16 protein-coding genes are annotated in these 18180 nt (G+C 35.6%); 6 read left to right on the top strand and 10 right to left on the bottom strand.

Annotation, left to right across the window (positions count from 1 at the left end):
• Positions 1 to 101 precede the first annotated feature (101 nt).
• Positions 102 to 482, bottom strand: a complete 381-nt coding sequence (locus ACFSTE_RS17645; protein WP_176031163.1) for a LysM peptidoglycan-binding domain-containing protein — start codon at positions 480 to 482, stop codon at positions 102 to 104.
• Positions 483 to 630: 148 nt separating this feature from the next.
• Between ACFSTE_RS17645 and ACFSTE_RS17650 the strand changes: the two genes are divergently transcribed.
• Positions 631 to 1419: a tRNA pseudouridine synthase A gene (locus tag ACFSTE_RS17650; RefSeq protein ID WP_176030343.1), complete on the top strand. Its 789-nt coding sequence runs from the start codon at positions 631 to 633 to the stop codon at positions 1417 to 1419.
• Positions 1420 to 1558: 139 nt separating this feature from the next.
• Positions 1559 to 2365, top strand: a complete 807-nt coding sequence (locus tag ACFSTE_RS17655; protein WP_378254717.1) for an aldose epimerase family protein — start codon at positions 1559 to 1561, stop codon at positions 2363 to 2365.
• Positions 2366 to 2375: 10 nt separating this feature from the next.
• On the opposite strand, the gene recQ is transcribed toward ACFSTE_RS17655, so the two are convergent.
• The 3 genes from recQ to epsC form a co-directional block, all read right to left on the bottom strand.
• On the bottom strand, positions 2376 to 4484 hold the full coding sequence (gene recQ / locus ACFSTE_RS17660; RefSeq protein ID WP_378254719.1) for a DNA helicase RecQ: 2109 nt from the start codon (positions 4482 to 4484) through the stop codon (positions 2376 to 2378).
• Between the two features lie 92 nt (positions 4485 to 4576).
• Positions 4577 to 5461 (bottom strand): cysteine synthase CysM, encoded by an 885-nt coding sequence (gene cysM, locus ACFSTE_RS17665; protein ID WP_378254721.1) that lies wholly within the window; start codon positions 5459 to 5461, stop codon positions 4577 to 4579.
• On the bottom strand, positions 5461 to 6252 hold the full coding sequence (gene epsC, locus ACFSTE_RS17670; RefSeq protein ID WP_176030339.1) for a serine O-acetyltransferase EpsC: 792 nt from the start codon (positions 6250 to 6252) through the stop codon (positions 5461 to 5463). Before epsC ends, cysM begins: the two co-directional genes overlap by 1 nt.
• A 290-nt stretch (positions 6253 to 6542) precedes the next feature.
• Here epsC and ACFSTE_RS17675 point away from each other — a divergent pair, with 290 nt between their 5' ends.
• Both ACFSTE_RS17675 and gap read left to right on the top strand, forming a co-directional pair.
• Complete coding sequence (locus ACFSTE_RS17675; protein ID WP_378254724.1) at positions 6543 to 7223, top strand: DUF2461 domain-containing protein; 681 nt, start codon at positions 6543 to 6545, stop codon at positions 7221 to 7223.
• Between the two features lie 106 nt (positions 7224 to 7329).
• Positions 7330 to 8331 (top strand): type I glyceraldehyde-3-phosphate dehydrogenase, encoded by a 1002-nt coding sequence (gene gap / locus ACFSTE_RS17680; RefSeq protein WP_378254726.1) that lies wholly within the window; start codon positions 7330 to 7332, stop codon positions 8329 to 8331.
• 57 nt (positions 8332 to 8388) lie between these two features.
• On the opposite strand, the gene ACFSTE_RS17685 is transcribed toward gap, so the two are convergent.
• Together ACFSTE_RS17685 and ACFSTE_RS17690 are read right to left on the bottom strand one after the other, a co-directional pair.
• Positions 8389 to 9261, bottom strand: coding sequence for a sugar phosphate nucleotidyltransferase (locus ACFSTE_RS17685; protein ID WP_378254728.1), 873 nt, complete (start codon positions 9259 to 9261; stop codon positions 8389 to 8391).
• Positions 9262 to 9273: 12 nt separating this feature from the next.
• The gene (locus ACFSTE_RS17690; RefSeq protein ID WP_176030335.1) at positions 9274 to 10359 is read right to left on the bottom strand and encodes a mevalonate kinase family protein; all 1086 of its coding nucleotides are present in this window, start codon (positions 10357 to 10359) and stop codon (positions 9274 to 9276) included.
• Positions 10360 to 10533: 174 nt separating this feature from the next.
• Between ACFSTE_RS17690 and ACFSTE_RS17695 the strand changes: the two genes are divergently transcribed.
• Positions 10534 to 11568 carry a LacI family DNA-binding transcriptional regulator gene (locus ACFSTE_RS17695; protein WP_378254730.1) on the top strand — a complete coding sequence of 345 codons (1035 nt, stop codon included), beginning with the start codon at positions 10534 to 10536 and terminating at the stop codon, positions 11566 to 11568.
• A gap of 62 nt (positions 11569 to 11630) precedes the next feature.
• On the opposite strand, the gene ACFSTE_RS17700 is transcribed toward ACFSTE_RS17695, so the two are convergent.
• The 3 genes from ACFSTE_RS17700 to ACFSTE_RS17710 all read right to left on the bottom strand — a co-directional run bounded on the left by ACFSTE_RS17700 (position 11631) and on the right by ACFSTE_RS17710 (position 15604).
• On the bottom strand, positions 11631 to 13352 hold the full coding sequence (locus ACFSTE_RS17700; RefSeq protein ID WP_378254732.1) for a DUF3472 domain-containing protein: 1722 nt from the start codon (positions 13350 to 13352) through the stop codon (positions 11631 to 11633).
• A 289-nt stretch (positions 13353 to 13641) separates the two neighbouring features.
• Positions 13642 to 14391 carry a C40 family peptidase gene (locus ACFSTE_RS17705; protein ID WP_176030332.1) on the bottom strand — a complete coding sequence of 250 codons (750 nt, stop codon included), beginning with the start codon at positions 14389 to 14391 and terminating at the stop codon, positions 13642 to 13644.
• Positions 14392 to 14425: 34 nt separating this feature from the next.
• Positions 14426 to 15604: an acetyl-CoA C-acyltransferase gene (locus tag ACFSTE_RS17710; protein ID WP_176030331.1), complete on the bottom strand. Its 1179-nt coding sequence runs from the start codon at positions 15602 to 15604 to the stop codon at positions 14426 to 14428.
• A 145-nt stretch (positions 15605 to 15749) separates the two neighbouring features.
• On the opposite strand from ACFSTE_RS17710, the gene ACFSTE_RS17715 reads away from it, so the two are divergent.
• Positions 15750 to 17801: an HD family phosphohydrolase gene (locus ACFSTE_RS17715; protein ID WP_176030330.1), complete on the top strand. Its 2052-nt coding sequence runs from the start codon at positions 15750 to 15752 to the stop codon at positions 17799 to 17801.
• Between the two features lie 102 nt (positions 17802 to 17903).
• Here the strand turns inward: ACFSTE_RS17715 and ACFSTE_RS17720 are convergent, their stop codons facing one another.
• Positions 17904 to 18176: a DUF3817 domain-containing protein gene (locus tag ACFSTE_RS17720; RefSeq protein ID WP_176030329.1), complete on the bottom strand. Its 273-nt coding sequence runs from the start codon at positions 18174 to 18176 to the stop codon at positions 17904 to 17906.
• Positions 18177 to 18180: the final 4 nt, after the last annotated feature.

Here is an 18180-nt window from a genome sequence, read left to right on the forward strand (position 1 = left end):
AAGTGAAAAAGTTTTTCTTCTGAAAGGGAAGGGCATAATAACAAAAAACGCCTTAAACTAATAAAGCATAAGACGTTTTTAATTAAAATGTATTAAACCAATTACAAATTTGGGATAACCAATTCTTGATCTGGGTGTATTACGTCTGGATTAGACAAAATATTTGTGTTAGCTTCAAAGATTTGTTTGTACTTCATTGGATCTCCATAATAATGCTTAGCAATTTTACTTAGAGATTCTCCCCCCTTAACCACATGTCTGTGGTATACTGAAGTATCAGAAACTTTGATATCTGCTTCTAGATCAGCAGGTGAATCACCACCGATTTCTTTGATTTTATCCCATAATAAGTTTTTTTCATATTGTGTATTCGTTGTTCCAGCTATTTTCAGTATTCCATTTTCCTCTGTTACATCTCCATTCTGCACATTTAATTGTTCTCCTAAGTCTAAAACTTCCTGATATTTTGCTCTAACCATAATTTAATTTCTTTTTAATTGTGTAAAATCATTTGCTACTCAAATATATAACTTAAAAGAGTGGATTAAAATTTTTTTTACCTTAAATATTGAAAAAATATCGGTGAAATGCATAATTTATCTATATTCGGTAAATAAATATACAAGTTAAATGTTTCGGAAAAGGTACTATTATATCATCCAGTTACAATATTTAGGCTTTCGGTTTCACGGATGGCAGAAACAACCTGACGTAAATACATTACAGCGCATGACAGAACGTACCATAGCCTATGTTTTAGGACATAAAGATTTTAAAATATTAGCCAGTGGGCGTACCGATGCAAAGGTATCTGCTAATGAAACATATATAGAGTTATTTGTAGAAAATACGCCTTTGGATCTAGATGATTTTTTTTATTTATTTAACAAGAATTTACCTCAGGATATTCGAGGGTTAAAAATAGAAGAAACAGATGAAAAGTTTAATATAATCCAACATCCTAAAATAAAGGAATACGTTTATTTGTTTTCATTCGGGGCAAAGTTTCATCCATTTTGTGCACCTTTTATGTATAATATCTCAGAAGAACTGGATATTGAAGCTATGAAAAAAGCAGCTTCTCTTTTCGAAGGAAAACACAATTTTCGTTCCTATTGTCATCGCCCTACAGAAAAAACAATTGTAGAAGGAGAAATTTTTTGTTGTGAGATAGTAAAAAATGAGTTGTATACAGCTAATTTTTTTCCAAAAGATAGTTATCTTTTACGAGTGAAAGGCGCAGGGTTTAAAAGAAACCAGATACGGTTAATGATGGGGGCACTATTAGATGTAGGAAAGGGGAATATCGATATTGATTTTATAAAAAAAACCTTAGATCCTAGTTTAGAGAAAATAACATTAGAGCATATTGTCCCGGGGTCTGGCTTAATTTTGAATGCTGTAGCATTTACAGATTGAGATAGCTATTACTTAAGGGACTCTTTAAAAAATTAAAAGATACCTATAGGCACCTTCTAAATACATTTTGAAGGAATCTATCGATGAAAGCGAAATATGCTCCGGAATTTGATTCGGAGTTTACTTAATTCTTATAACATTGGAAGCAGCAAAGCATATATTATATAGTAAAGATGGAAAGTCATCAGTTACAGTATTAGACGGAGAAATTATTAGTTATTCTTATGATAATCATGAGTTAATGCACCAAAAAGGAGAACCGGGTTGGGGAAGTACTGAAATAGAAATGTTTCCGGTGATTGGAGCTACAAAAATGAATAATTATGCTGTGTTAACTCCTAAAGGAGTTGCCAAAATGGATCAGCATGGCATTCTTAGAACATTAGCTTATACCATGGTGACTGTTAATAAAAACAGGCTTGTTTTAACAAAGAAATATACGGCAGGAGAACAGATTATAAATCCTAAGTTTCCGAATCGATCTGCACAAGAGTTTCTCTATTGGCCGTATGATTTTGAATTCGAAAAAACGATTCAGCTACAGGACGATGCCGTGGTGGTTTCATTTCAGATTAAAGGAGAAAAAGCAATGCCGTATATGCTGGGGTTTCATCCGGCATTTAAGACTTATGGGGACAACCAACGTTTTTTGGCAGGAGGGCAAGAATATTCATTGGAACAGGTTATAGAAGCAGGAGGTCCAGCATTACCTATTTATAATTGTAATGAAGTAATATTAAAGAATTCAGCTGCTGTTGGAGTACGAGTTCAAACGACAGGGTTCAGACACATGATGTTATGGACAGAAGTTCGTGAAATGGTATGTATAGAACCGATAACATTTTATCCGCTAAGTGTTGCCTCTGATGCGTTACATAAAGGATTTGATACCATAGAACAACAGAACCGTTTTGAAGTGACAATCAGCCCGGTTATAGATCAATAAGTTCCCTTATTTATTCTTTGTTTAGAATTGCTAATCCTATTTTGATGTGATTATAACTAATCGCCTCTTCAAAGTATTCATAATAGACTTTTAGACCATCAGGGGTATTTAAGGTTTCTTTTGCCTTTTTGATCGCTTCGAGGTCATTTTTGTCTATAAATTGATGAAGATCTATTGAGGCTCCTTCTTCATGGAGTTTTAATAAGTGAGACATAATAGTAGCTTCGGCTAATTGTCTTTCTATAGCAATCTCTGCTATGGAAAGCCCTCTTTCATATGCTTCTAAAGTAACCTTATGGGTATTTCCCTTGTTTTTTGATGTCTTCTTTTTTACAGGCTTTTCATTTACAAAATTCCGGATCTCCTTAATAAAGACATATCCATAATCTTTCATTTTTTGTTTACCGACACCGTTGATCTGCATAAACATTTCATCAGTGGTTGGTTTTTCTTTTTCCATTTCTTTAAGCGTAGCATCATTAAAGATCTGGTAGGCTGGAATGCCTGCTTCTTTGGCAAGTGATAGTCGTAATTGGCGTAGTTTTTCGAATAAGGTACGAGCTGTTTGCAGAGGAGTAACCGGGAGTTTTTCTTTTGCTTTTTCCAGTTCTTGGAGATGCGCTAGCAGTACTGTTTCTTTCTCGAATAGTACTTTACGGGATCGCGCTGTTAGCCTTAATTTATTATGCTGGTCAAAAGCTATTTCTATATACCCTTGATTAATCAATTGTATAAGGTATTGTTGCCAGTCTTTCCAAGAAATATCCCTGGCAATTCCATAGGTTTTTAGTTGCTGATAATTTTTATCATATACTGAAGCATTTTGCGCTCCCCTCATAATATCTATTATCGTACCAATAGGCTCTTGTTCTTTGACCCGATATATGGTAGAAAGGGCTTTTTGAGCGATAATGGTTCCATCTATAAATTGCGGTGGGTTCTTACATACATCACAGTTGCCACAGTCTTCTTCTATAATTTCTCCAAAATAACTCAATAATATTTTTCTTCGGCAGCTCAGCGCATCTGCATATTGCTTCATTCGCTCCAGTTTGGCCAGTTGTACCTCTTTATTACCTGATTGATCTGCGAATTTTTGGAGCTGAATGACATCTGAGTAGCTATGAAACAAGAGGGTGGTAGAGGGAAGTCCGTCTCTTCCGGCTCTTCCGATTTCCTGATAATAACTTTCTATGTTTTTCGGTAAGTTATAGTGAATAACCCATCGTACATTTGATTTATCTATCCCCATTCCAAAAGCAATGGTGGCACAAACAATCTGAATAGTATCATTGATAAACTGTTCTTGGATCTTTGAACGTTGATCATGGGCTAAACCAGCATGATATGCAGCAACAGAAAAACCAGTACTTGTCAGACGATCAGCGATGGCTTCTGTGGTTTTTCTACTTAAACAATAAATGATACCACTCTCTTCAGGATGTTGATTCAGAAAACGAATGATCTGTTCGATTCTTTTGGTTCCGGCTCGTACTTCCAGGCTTAGATTTTCTCTATCGAACGAAGCCAGGTGTACTGTAGCCTCAGGAATGCGTAATTGATCACATATATCTTTTCGGGTAGCTTTATCTGCGGTTGCGGTAAGCGCAATCATAGGAGTAGAAGGGAAGCGTTCTTTTAGATACCCGAGTCGGGTATATGCAGGTCGAAAATCATGCCCCCATGAAGAGATACAATGCGCTTCATCAATAGCGATTAAACTAATAGAGAGTGTAGATAGTGCTCCTTCAAATAACGATAGGCTCTCAGGTGCCAGATAAAGAATTTTTATAGCGCCCTCTGCCAGTTGTCCGAAGAGTTCCTGTTGTTCTTCAACTGTTTGACTACTGTTAAAAAAAGAAGCGGGAATCCCATTTGCATTCAGACCGTCTACTTGATCTTTCATTAATGCAATTAGTGGGGAAATGACTAATGTTATTCCCTCTAATAATAAAGCGGGAAGTTGATAACATATTGATTTTCCCCCGCCAGTCGGCATAATAACCAGGTTATCATGTCCATTTAATACAGAGGTTACGATTTTTTCCTGTAAGGGTCTGAATGTGTCGTATCCAAAATACTCTTTGAGAGTAGCGGCTATTTTTTTTGTATCCTGCATCACACAAAAAAACAAAATAATGCTTGTATTGCATAAAAAAAGAGAGATGAATTTTCACCTCTCTCAGACTCGTTTTTTATATATTTTTATTCTTATTCAAATAGTTCGGAACTCAGGTATCGATCACCTCGGTCACAGATAATTGCTACGATTACTCCTTTTTTGATTGTTTTAGACAATTTTAGTGCTGCTGTTACAGCACCTCCACTACTCATTCCACAAAAAATTCCCTCTTCTTTAGCTAATCGTTTTGTCATATTGGTAGCCTCTTCCTGGCTAACTTCTATGACTTGATCTACTTTGTCCGGATTAAAGATTTTGGGTAAGTACTCTTTAGGCCATTTTCTGATTCCCGGAATTCTGGATTCATCCGTAGGTTGTACTCCTACAATCTGTACTTCAGAGGATTGTTCTTTCAGAAAAGTAGAAGTTCCCATAATGGTACCGGTGGTTCCCATTGAAGAAACAAAATGAGTAATGGATTTTTCGGTATCTCTCCATATTTCGGGACCAGTAGTGGTATAGTGTGCTTTCCAATTATCTTCATTTGCAAATTGATTCAGCATAAAGAAACCTTCTTCAGCAACTTTTTTTTCTGCATAATCTCTGGCACCTTCAATTCCGCTATCAGCAGGAGTGAGTGTAACTTTTGCGCCATAGGCGCGCATAGTCTGTACACGTTCTTTGGTGGAGTTTTCCGGCATTACCAATTCTATAGAAAGTCCGAAAATACCTGCAATCATAGCTAATGCAATACCTGTATTACCACTGGTTGCTTCGATTAACTTAGCATCTTGATCGATTGTTCCTCTATCCAGAGCGGATCGGATCATATTATATGCTGCACGGTCTTTGACACTTCCTCCTGGATTATTTCCTTCCAGTTTTAGAAATAAGGTGATATCTGGGTTATCTATAATAGAAGTAGCCTTCACCAGAGGCGTATTTCCTATAAGTTCTAAAATATGATGTGACATCAGACCACTTTTTTTATTTTAATTTCAGAAGTATTTGAGATGATGGAGTTTTTAGGAACAGAAGAGGTGATCCATGTATTTCCCCCAATAGTACTATTGGCACCAATCACAGTACTCCCTCCCAAAATAGTAGCATTAGCATATATGGTTACATTATCTTCTACGGTTGGGTGACGTTTTACACTTCTCAGTTTTCGATCTACATACAATCCTCCCAGGGTAACTCCCTGATACATTTTGACATTGTTTTTTATAATCACTGTTTCACCGATAACAATTCCCGTAGCGTGATCAATAAAGAAAGATTCTCCTATTTCTGCACCAGGGTTGATGTCTGTACCGGTTAATCTATGCGAGTATTCCGTCATCAATCGGGGAACCAGTGGCAAGCCGAATTTTAGTAATTCGTGACTTAGGCGGTAAATAGCAATGGCATAAAAGCCGGGATATGCCATATATACTTCTTCAATAGAATTAGCAGCAGGATCACTTTTTATAAATGCCTGTGCATCCAGATTTAGTTTTTGTAATATTTCTGGTAATTTCTCTAAATAAGATTGCCAAACTTTAGAGCAGGGTTTTTCAGTTTCCCAGCAGGCCAGATCGACTAACTCCTGAAAAAGTTCTTCTAATTTGTCAATGTTTTTGGCAACTTCTGTATCCGAATCAAATAATGTATAAAACAAAAGATTCGTAAAGTACTCTGTTTTTTCCTTTAATTTCAGTCTAAGATTGGGATTTTTCTTTTGTTCCTCAATCTTAGAAATGATCAATTCTTTCTCTTTATCCATAGCTAATTATAAAAAGTCCAGTAAATATATAGAATAATATGAGATTAGTCCTGAATAGAATGAAATACTTCCTTTTTTTATAAAAAAAATAGCATTTCAAATAGATTTAGTTATGATTTTGTACCCAATCGACCAACGTGCACGAACTAATTTATCAGATTCGAGTAAGTTGTGAAATAAAAGGCTGCTGCGGTAAACAACAATAAAAAGATTAACATAACTCTCGTTTTTAATAGCCACATGATTTAATAGATTTTAGTATTTTTAGGGACTAAGAATACAACGTACGTATGAGCAAGCTATCAAAAGATATATTTGGTTTTTTAGATGATTTAAAAGTAAATAATAACAGAGATTGGATGCAGGAGCATAAAAAAAGATATCAGGAAAATGAAAAAAAACTGAAGCTTTTTTATTCATCAGTTGCAGAGAGACTCAACGAATCAGATGAAATTGATAACACTAAAATATATAGAATCAATAGAGATATTCGATTTAGCAAAGATAAGACCCCGTATAACATACACAGAAGTGTAGGTTTTAGTAGAGCAGGAGCTCATAGAAGAGGAGGGTATTATTTGAGGATAGAATCAGGAAATTCAAAACTGGCCGGAGGTTTTTTTAGTCCTAATCCTACAGATTTATTACGGATAAGGAAAGAGTTTGAAATGGATGATCAGGAAATAAGAGATATTTTGGATACCCCTGATTTTAAAAAAGCATTTGGTGGTTTCACTACTGATAATCAGGTAAAAACAGCTCCAAAAGGTTTTAGTAAAGAACATTCTGCTATAGATTTAATTAAAAACAAATCTTTTATTGTGGTGCATTCTTTTACTAATAAAGAAGTTTGTGCTCCTGATTTTCTGGATAAGGTTGTGTTTCACTTTGAATTGTTAAGACCATTTTTTGATTACATGAGTGATGTGCTTACAACAGACCTTAACGGGGTATCACTATTAGAAGATTGATTTTTATTTAGGCGAATACTTTTTGGGGTAATTTCTATATAAAGTATACAAGTGCCGATTATCAAATAACACTATATAAACAGAATAAAATTTTTAATAAAATTATATGAAAAGAATAGCTATAAACGGGTTCGGAAGAATAGGAAGGGCTGCATTAAAGTTGATTATGGAAGAATCTGATTTGGAGATAGTTGCTATTAATGACTTAATGCCATTGTCTAATATAGAATACTTGCTGAAATACGACAGTGTATATGGTATATATGAGAAAGAAGTTAGTACGGAGGAAGGTTATTTATTAGTAGGAGGAAAGCGAATAAAGTACTTTACGCAGAGAGATCCTGAGGAGCTACCATGGAAAGAAGAGCGGGTAGATATTGTGGTGGAGAGCACAGGTTTTTTTACCAAAAGAGAAGATGCAGAAAAACACATCAAAGCAGGTGCCAAAACAGTTGTAATTTCCGGACCTACAAAAAGCCCGGATGCTCCTACGGTTGTACATGGTGTAAATACAGAAGATGGTCATGCGGCCATATTTTCATGTGCTAGTTGTACTACTAATAATATCAGCCCTGTAGTAGAAATATTAGGACGTACTATCGGTATAAAGAAGGCGATTCTCAATACAATTCATGCGTATACAGCCTCTCAGCAATTAGTAGATGCCCCTTCTAAGAAAAACTTTAGAATGGGAAGAGCTGCTGCCATAAACCTGACACCAACCAGTACCGGAGCAGCTATTGCTACGACAAAAGTATTGCCACAGTACGAAGGTAAGTTTGATGGAATTGCAGTGAGAACACCGGTACCTGTAGGCTCCTTGAGTGATGTTACTTTTATTGCAGAAAGAGCAACTACTCCCGAAGAGATTAATGAAATCTTAGAGAAAGAAGCTCAGACAACTCGTTATAATAAAGTTATTAAAGTAACACATGATCCTATTGTGTCTTCTGATATTCAGATGAATTCATATGCATCTACAGTGGATGCTTCCATGACTAGAGTAGTAGATGGAGATTTAGTGAAAATTATGATATGGTATGATAATGAATGGGGATTCACGAATCAAATGATACGGCAAATAAAAGAAATAAAAGAAATAAAATAAACTATTTCATACCATAATGATTTAAAAGAAAAAGGCAGGATATCATCCTGCCTTTTTTTACCACTCTAAGGTGGTTGGATAATTTTTGGCTAAAAATTGTTTGACAGTATGAATATCATCTTTAGCAGTTAGATCCGGAACATGTTCTGAAAAAGGAATTCCAATAGCTGTTTTAGGGTGTGTTTTCAGCATGTTAAGAAAAACAGTTGGCAACTCTTTTTCGTTTCTTTCCGGATGAATAGGACATTCTTTTAATGGCGTAGCAAGCGTTTCTCCTTTGAACTTAAAAGCATTCATACTCACCCGTAATATTCCATTTTGATCCTTACAATTTTCAATATCTTGCTCAGTAGGCTTTTCTATGATATCTAATAAAAAGTTTTGTGAATCTAATTTAGCAACTGCAAAGCGAGCAATTCGTTCTTTGGGAAAATCCAGTGCATTGCGGTCATAGCTGATAAAAGCATTTGGTGCTGTTGTTTCTCTGAGTGCTTTCAGTGCTGCTACAGAGTATAGGTTGTCACTATTACAAACGGTATAGTAAGCAGTCGAAAGTTCAGGGTATTGTTCTATTGCCTGGTATAATGCATCTGCTGTTCCCAAAGGTTTTATCCGACCTTTTTCTATATACTGAACTGCATAATTAATCGTAAGACCGTGAAAGTCATTTCCTGTATCATCAGGTCCGTAACACTCTTTGAAAAGCGCTCCTTTTTCACTGATTATCAAATAAACAGTTTTATATCCTGCTTTTTTTGCGTTAAAAAGCAAATAGTCGAGTAGGGGTCTTCCTTCTCCTCCCAGACCTATGAGACCTTTACTTCTCTCATTAGCTTGATTGATCTCTTCCTGATTCAAGTGTTTTGAGGAGGATGGTTTCTTCATTCTGGAAGAAGCACCCCCTGCTAAAATAACCAAATTCTCATGCATAGTATAGTTGTGTTAATTTTGTAGTATTCTGGCACCGGGATCTACAGACACCTGATATGCATCTTTAGCACCAGCATTTTTAATTGCTTCTATGATTGCTGTTTCCTTTCCTTTGGGAGCCAAAACAACAATACTACCACCTCCTCCTGAACCTACTATTTTAGCTCCATATGCTCCGGCTTGTTTAGCAGCTGTAATCATATCGTCAATTCTCGGAATGGTAATCCCTAAGGTGTCTTTGAGTATTTCGTGATGCTGATCCATCAGCACTCCAATTTCTTTTAAATCAATTTTTTTCTTTCTGAATGCTCTGATTGCCTTTTGGGTAATGTCGTGATTGACAATTGCAGCATACAGATACGGGTGTAATGTATCCGGAATATAGTTCAGATATTTTTTGATGTCCTCACGTTTTGCTTCTTTAATCTCAAAATCATGAAGCTTTTCTTTTACAGAGTGTATTGCTAAAAGTGCTTTCTCTTTGAGTTGGCTTAATACTCCTATTGTTTTTTTAGGAACTCCTGATTCTCCGATAATAATAGAATCCAGCGGGGTATGAATAATGTCAAAAGTATAAGGAGTACCGGTTTCCAGATAGATGATGTTCCCCAAACCGATACTGAATTGATCCATTCTGCCACCAGGAGCTCCGTGAGCGACTACTTCTGCTTCATAAGCAATCTGAGCGATATATTCTTTATTTATTGTAATAGAAGCTCCAAATGCCTCTAGTAAAAATTGAACCCAGGCAACCACTACAGCAGAAGAGCTGGAAGTTCCTGCATTGATAGGGATATTACCGGTAATTTTTATATCATAGCCACTGTTAGGAACACAACCGTATTGTTTTAATACTTTAATAGCAGATAAGAAATGATCGTCACTGGCAATGTTATCCAGGGGAGTATCCAGCGGAATACTTCGTTGTTGCTGGATATCTGGCATAAATAAATGTAAAGTTTCTGTGTCGTTTTCCTCTGCTTCTAATCGAATGTGTCTGTTAATCGCACAAGCTATAATGGGTAACTCTAAATAATCCTGATGATCCCCGAATAAACAGGTGCGGGCAGGAGCAATGGATATAATTTTGTTTTTCAAAATGTAAACGTTTGTGTATAAGGTGTTTAGTGTTGTTTTGTTTGCATGTGTAACTGTGTCTATTTACGTAATGCTGAGGCGAATATATTCATTTAATTCAATAAAAAGAAGTTTTAAGTGTTAAAATGTGCTCGAGCACACTGTAAAAAAAATTAAGTATTATATTTGTTTGCGATGAAAAAGAAATATACAATAAAGGATATAGCCAAACTGGCTAATGTTTCTAAAGGAACTGTTGATAGAGTATTGCATAATAGGGGAAAAGTGTCTCAGGCTTCACTGGATAAAGTAAATGAGGTATTGCAGAAAATAGATTATCAACCGAACTTGATTGCCAGAAATCTAAAAAATAATAAAGTATATCATATTTGTATTTTGCTTCCTGATCCCGAAATAGATCCGTATTGGTCTCCATGTGTTCCTGGAATTGAGACTGCTATCATGGAATTTAAATCGTTTGGTTTTGCGATAGAGCCTTTTTACTTTGATCCTAATAAAACTGCTTCTTTTTTGGAAATACATGCTCAGGTGTTATCATTAAAACCAGATGCTGTTCTGTTAGCTTCATTATTTTATAAAGAAAGTATTCAGGCTGTTGAAGAATATCCTGATACGACGGTTATTAGCGTCTTTAATACTTTTATAGACAATCCTAAAGTGAAGAATTTTGTAGGACAGGATTTATACCAGAGTGGACGGGTAGGAGCTAAACTAATGCATATGGTAACAAAAGGCGAAGGAGTGCCTCTTGTTGTTCATGTAGATGAGCAGTTTAGTAATGCAATACATATGCAAGAAAAAGAAAAGGGGTTTAGAACTTATTATAAGGAATACGTTGCTTCGGAAGATGTTAAAACCATCACAGTTTCTAAAAGCGAGGTTAGAAAAGAACTTGTCGAAATTTTAACCGATAATAAAGATATAAATGGGTGTTTTATCACAACTTCAAAAGTATTTCAAGTGGCTGATATTATTAGAGATGTCAATAAAGAAATAGCGATTATCGGATACGATTTACTTAAAGAAAATGTTTCTTTACTAGAAAAAGATTTTGTTGATTTCCTTATTCATCAGAATCCGGAACGTCAGGTGTATCTGGGGGTATCTAAGTTGGTTGAGTTTTTCTTATTCAAAAAAGAAATGAGGTATAAAAGGTTACTTCCTATTGATATTGTGACTTCGGAAAATGTATCATCTTATCTTTCATAGCATAATAACAAAGGAGAATAAAGTTGTATTCTCCTTTGTTATATCCTAATAAGTTTTTGTACTTATTGTACAGTAATCTTTTTTACCAGATTTCCATCTGTTTTTAAAATGTAAAGTCCTTTCGCTAAATTTATTAGGTTTATTTGTTGTGGTTTTCCTGTGTAGATTTCTTTCTTGATTACCTCTGATCCCTGGATAGAGAAGACAGAAACTTTCGCTTTTTTTCTCGTTGCGTCATTGATATTGATATATAAGACACCTGCATTTTGATAGATGTATGAAGAAAGGTCTGATGTGATCTCTTTGCTATTTTTTCTTGTCGACACCAGTGTGAATCGTATGTTTTGGTTACTTCCTCCATGACACTCGTATAATCCTATATTCGATCCATTACTTGTACCAAATGCGTCTATACATTTTTTACTTCGGTAATCAGTTACCTGATAGACTCCATTGCTTACGATATTAATTTCCCATTTTTGATTAGGACCTCCGTGATATTCATACGATCCAATATTGTCTCCGTTGTTTTGTCCAAAAGCATCAATGCTTTTTCCATTTTTAATATTCGTAATTTTATAGATGTTGTTTCCCAGATTGATTACTTCCCATTGTTGATTAGGACCACCATGGGATTCATATAGACCAATATTCGATCCATTATTCATCCCGAAAGCATCTAACGATTTTTGACTATTTTCAAAAGTTACTTTATATACCCCATTAGGAAGTACGCTATTAGTAGTGATTGTTTTGGTTTGTGTTGTAGTTCTTCCAAGAATATCCTCAAGCGTTAACTCTACAATACTGCCAGGAGTTGCGCTTATCGCAGCGGTTCTTGTTTCCGGAGCAATTTTAGATTGTACTGTGTTATTATTGATCTTAATAGTGTATTTAAACTGAGGAGTGGCGGAAGTAGGGACTTCCCAAGTTATTTTTGAAGAGGAAAGTGTACTTATAGAAAAGGAAATTGCTGGATTTGATGGCTGAGCATTCGTATTAGTACGTAATGTAATAGGTGGAGTTCCGGGGAAACTAGGAGAGGAGTTTCCTCCGGATTGCATAAAATAAACGCCGTTACTTACACCTGCATCTACGGCATTTGTGTAATTTTCTGACCTGGGTTCATCATTTCTTTTGTATACAGCTTCATTCATGGATACCCAGTTTCCATCCAATTTTCTTTTGAACCCATCTTTCATCTCAAAACGCCTTTTCTTTGAACCGGTACTGAGCCAATCTTCTAAGAATGCATTGGTATCACTGTTAAAGGTAACATTCGCGACCGGATAATTCATTGTTACCATATGATACCATTTGTTTTGAGAATCTCTTCGAACCCAAAATCCGAAATAAGAATGAGTTCCAACATCCCAACGACGTGTTACTACAGTATTCCATTCATTAAGGCTCCAGCCAATCGTATTATTCATGGATTTGAGACCGGTTCCTTCTCCACCGAAGTTTTCTACTTTGGTTCCCTCTCCAACAAAATCAGCTGTAATGGTTTTCCCATTGCTGGGATCCCATATCGAATAGATAAATGTATGTCCCTTATCCGGAGAGTCCTGGAAACCACAGTAGGCACCTCCTTCAGCTCCACCATTCCATTGCATTGTACAGTAATAGGTAGCATCGGTAGTAATAGTAGAACGAACTGTTTTCATAAGAATATCTCCAGCTACTTTGTCCTTGGCTGTAAGATGAGATGATGGTGCAGAGTTCTGAGCAAAAGTTATATTACAGAGCGTAATTATAACTAAGTTGAGTATTGTGTTTTTCATAATAATGTTATTTTGTTGATCCAAAGATGCGGATGTTTGCCTGATTACAGGTGTACATTTTTGTCAAAAGCCACCTATATTTTCTGCACAACTTCTTCTAATTATATATAAAAACAATTGGTGCGATATCGTTTGTAGAGGAGGGTGTTTTATTGTAATGTTTTTGTTTTTAGGTGTTTGTGTATGTGATAAAAGTTTCTTTTTATAAAAAACGAAGTATAAAAAAAGGACAAATACCCTCTATCGGAATTTGTCCTTTTTTTAGTCTGTTAGATAAGAATCTAAACTCTTATATAATTCGTTTGATTACTCTGAGCTTATGTGTATGTGTTCTTTTTTCAGCATTAAAAATACCTGTGTGATCAATTCTGTCTACTCGTACTTTTCCATGTGCATGAATGATATAATTATCTTTCATTATGATTCCAACATGCGTTATAAGCCCTTCTTCATTATCAAAAAAAGCCAAGTCTCCAGGTTCACTTTCTTCTATAAAACTTAGCGGATCTCCCTGTGTAGCTTGTTGTGAAGCATCTCTCTTTAGTTTATACCCATTAATTTTATAAACCATTTGAGTAAAACCACTACAGTCAATTCCAAAATTGGTTTTCCCTCCCCACATATAAGGAGCGTTAAGAAATAAGAAAGCAGTTTCGATCAATTTGCTCTTTTCTTGTTTATCTTCAATTCTTTGACCTTCGAAAGAATGACCAAAGTACTCAAGAGCGGTTAACGAGGCCCCCATTGGCACTGGGGTTAATTGATTTTCGTCAGAACATACAAATTCGATAAGATCTCCTACAAGAGCAGGAGATTTTTGATCAAAGTCTTTATAATCGTCCTCGGTAATTTCTAAATACTGCTTATTATCAATCCAGCCTTCATACTTATCAAAAGCCAGACGGATACGACTCCATTTTTTTCGCTGTTCTAATACTTTGAAATGTTCTCCATAAAGTACTTGTGAGGTTAATTCACTAGTATCCTTTGGTTCAGCTCGAAGTGGAACAATACTTAAATTACAAATACCGTATTGCATGCAAAGATTTTAATTACTACTGGATTATTATTACTTACAGACGTTCAATGACCATCGCTGAGGCACCACCACCACCATTACATATGGCTGCAGCTCCAGTTTTTGCATTATTTTGTTCTAAAACGTTTATTAAAGTTATTATAATTCGGACTCCTGAGCATCCCAGTGGATGTCCTAATGAAACGGCTCCTCCGTTAACGTTAGTATTCTCGTCGCTAAGTCCTAATATTTTTAGATTGGCTAAGCCTACTACAGAAAAAGCTTCATTAAACTCAAAAAAGTCTACATCTTCTATGGCTACTCCAGCTTTAGATAGGGCTTTAGGCAACGCTTTTGCTGGTGCAGTGGTGAACCATTGTGGTTCTTGTGCAGCATCTGCATACCCTGTAATTTTTACCAGTGGTTGTAATCCTAATTCTTTAGCTTTATCAGCACTCATAACAATAACAGCACCCGCTCCGTCATTAATAGTCGAAGCATTCGCGGCAGTTACGGTACCTTCTTTTGTAAAAGCAGGACGCAATGCTGGAATCTTCTCCATTTTTACATTGGTATATTCTTCATCTTTTGTAACCATAACAGGTTCCCCTCTTCGTTGTGGAACTGCTACAGGCACTACCTCATTATCAAACTTTCCACTTTCCCATGCTGCTGCCGAACGCTCATATGATTGTATAGCGAAAGCATCCTGGTCTTCTCGGCTAAATTCGTATTCTTTAGCGCATAGATCCGCACATACTCCCATTGCATTATTATCATAGGCATCTACCAGTCCATCTTTTTGCATTCCATCTTCAAAAGTTTGAGGTCCAAACTTATGTCCTGATCTCAATCGAACATAATGTGGGATCAAGCTCATATTTTCCATTCCTCCTGCAACAACAATATCAGCATCTCCCAAAGCAATTGTTTGCGCAGCCTGCATGACAGCTTTCATTCCACTGGCACACACTTTATTGATAGTTGTGCAAGGTACATTTTGATCAATCCCAGCAGCCAGAGCAGCTTGTCGGGCAGGTGCCTGACCGTTTCCTGCCTGTACTACGTTACCCATGATCACTTCTTCAACCAGTTTTGGATCTAAATTGATTTTATCTAAGGCTCCTTTGATCGCTGTCGCCCCTAATTGTACTGCCGGGACAGTAGATAAACTTCCCATAAAACTTCCAATTGGTGTGCGCGCAGCTGATACGATGACAACTTCTTTACTCATTTATATATGTATTTAAAAATGTGTGTATAGTTTTTTGCGAATTTAAGGATTTTTAAAGGAAATATATAAGGAAGTTACCAACAGTATTAAGATGTCTTAGTCTCTTATTTTTTAGTACTTTTGAGATATCAATAAAACTATATTTGTGAAAAAGTTTTTAGATAGCCTATATCGTAACCAATCATTTATTTACAAGGTTTTTCTCTTTGCGATAACGACTTTTCTTATCGTTTACTTATTTCCTAAGGGAGGTTTGTTTAAATACGAATTTACAAAAGGAAAACCATGGCAGTATGAAAACCTGTATGCGCCTTTTGATTTTGCTATTTCCAAAACAGCAGAGGAAATAAAGAAAGAGAAAAAAACAATAGAAGATAATCTGATTCCTTATTTTCAGTACGATACGATCATCTCTCAAAATGTCAGGAAAAACTATTTAACTAATTTTTCTTCCTATTTCAGTAAAGAAAATGAAAGCTCGAAAGAAGATCGTAGAGGCATTTTGAAATTTGGGAAGACATTGTTGGATGAAATATATAAATATGGAGTATTAGAGGAGAATTACGGCTATTCGAATAAAAAGCAAATCTTTTTAAATAAAGGAAATAAAGCTGAAGCAATTACCTATGGACAATTGCTGAACAATAGAGAACTGGCTAATTTTATTAACTCTTCGATTAGCAATAGCGAATTTACCGACTATAGAAGTCAGTTGGTTTCATTGTTTTACGATCTGGTAAAATCCAATGTTCGTCTCAATACGGATTTTACCGAACGAATTTTGGAAGAAGAATTAAACCAGGTGTTGACCACTCGTGGAAGTGTATCCAAAGATAGCAGGATTATTGCCAAAGGAGAAGTGGTGGAAGGAGATACGCTACAGATATTGAATTCATTAAAGGCAGAATATGAATCACAGGTATGGAGTGACAAGAATTTTTACTGGATTGTATTTGGTTATACCCTGTTAATTGGATTGGTACTGTTAATGTTGTTGTTGTTTATAAAAAAATATCGAGCAGATATCTTTGACAATAACACACAATTAACCTTTATTGCGTTTAATATATTTATCATGGTACTTATAACCACTTTGGTGGTCAAGTATAAATCAGAATATATCTATGTGGTTCCTATGTGTATTCTCCCATTGGTGTTAAAGGCGTTTTTTGATTCTCGTTTGGGGTTATTCACGCATATTGTGACGGTTTTGATTTTGGGATTTATTGTTCCTAATAGTTATGAGTATACCTTTTCGCAGATTATTATAGGGATTGTAACTATTCTGACTGTTTCTGAATCATTTAAGCGGGCCAATCTTTTTATCACGGTTATGAAAATAACCTTTATTTATATTTTGGTGTATATTGCTTTTCATATCATACATGAAGGAATTGTAACGAATATTGACTGGTCCACTATTTCATTGTTTATCTTAAGTGGTTTAGCAGCTTTAATTGTACATCCTCTTATTTATGTATATGAAAAAGTATTTGGTTTAATCTCTGATGTATCACTCTTAGAGTTAAGTGATACGAATTCTTTTTTGCTAAAAGAGTTATCTGACCGAGCTCCGGGAACTTTTCATCATTCTCTCAATGTAGCTAATATTGCAGAAGCAGCAGCAAATGAAATTGGAGCAAATGCGATGTTAGTGCGGGTAGGGGCTTTATATCACGATATAGGAAAGATGGCAAATCCAACTTTTTTTACTGAAAACCAAACCAGTTCCGGAAATGCACATGATACCTTATCGCCCAAAGAAAGTGCCACTGTAATAATCAATCATGTAATCAGAGGAGTAGAGATTGCTAAAAAACATAAATTACCAGATCGGGTTATTGATTTTATCAGAACCCATCATGGTACTAATGTAGTCTATTATTTTTATGCCAAAGAAAAAGAAAACAATGAAAATGTAGCCATTGAAGATTTTCAATATCCGGGACCGAAACCTTTTTCTAAAGAAACTGCTATCCTTATGATGAGCGATAGTGTAGAAGCTGCTTCCAAGAGTTTGAAAAACCCGACCAGTAGCCTGATTGATTCTTTTGTAGAGAAAATTATCAATAAGCAAATGGAAAACGGTCAGTTTCTAAATGCTAATATTACTTTCAAAGAAATTCAGCAGATCAAAAAAGTATTCAAACGAAAACTTACTAATATCTATCATCTAAGGATAGAGTATCCGGAATAAACTATTTTATTGGCATGGCCAAAGAGTGTAATACCTAAAGGCTTGCCTTGAAATTGAAAATTTATTTCCAATGAGTATCTCGCGGACTCGTCACGAGGTAGTTTATTTCAGGTATTTTTTGTCCATCCAGAAAGTTCCGAAAGGAATAATGGAACATATAAGAACGATGAATAAGGTTTTTCCATTCCATTTTCTTTCTTCTTTCATCATAATGGCAAAAACCACATAAAGGAGAAATAATAACCCATGTGCCATTCCGATCACTTGATTGGGTTGCGGAGAATCAAAGAGATACTTAAGTGGCATGGTCACAAACAATATCAATAAAAAGGAAATACCTTCTAGATAACTTATAATTTTAAATGCTTTTAGCATACGA

The sequence above is a fragment of the Aquimarina hainanensis genome, assembly GCF_042684685.1.
Lineage (GTDB): Bacteria > Bacteroidota > Bacteroidia > Flavobacteriales > Flavobacteriaceae > Aquimarina > Aquimarina hainanensis.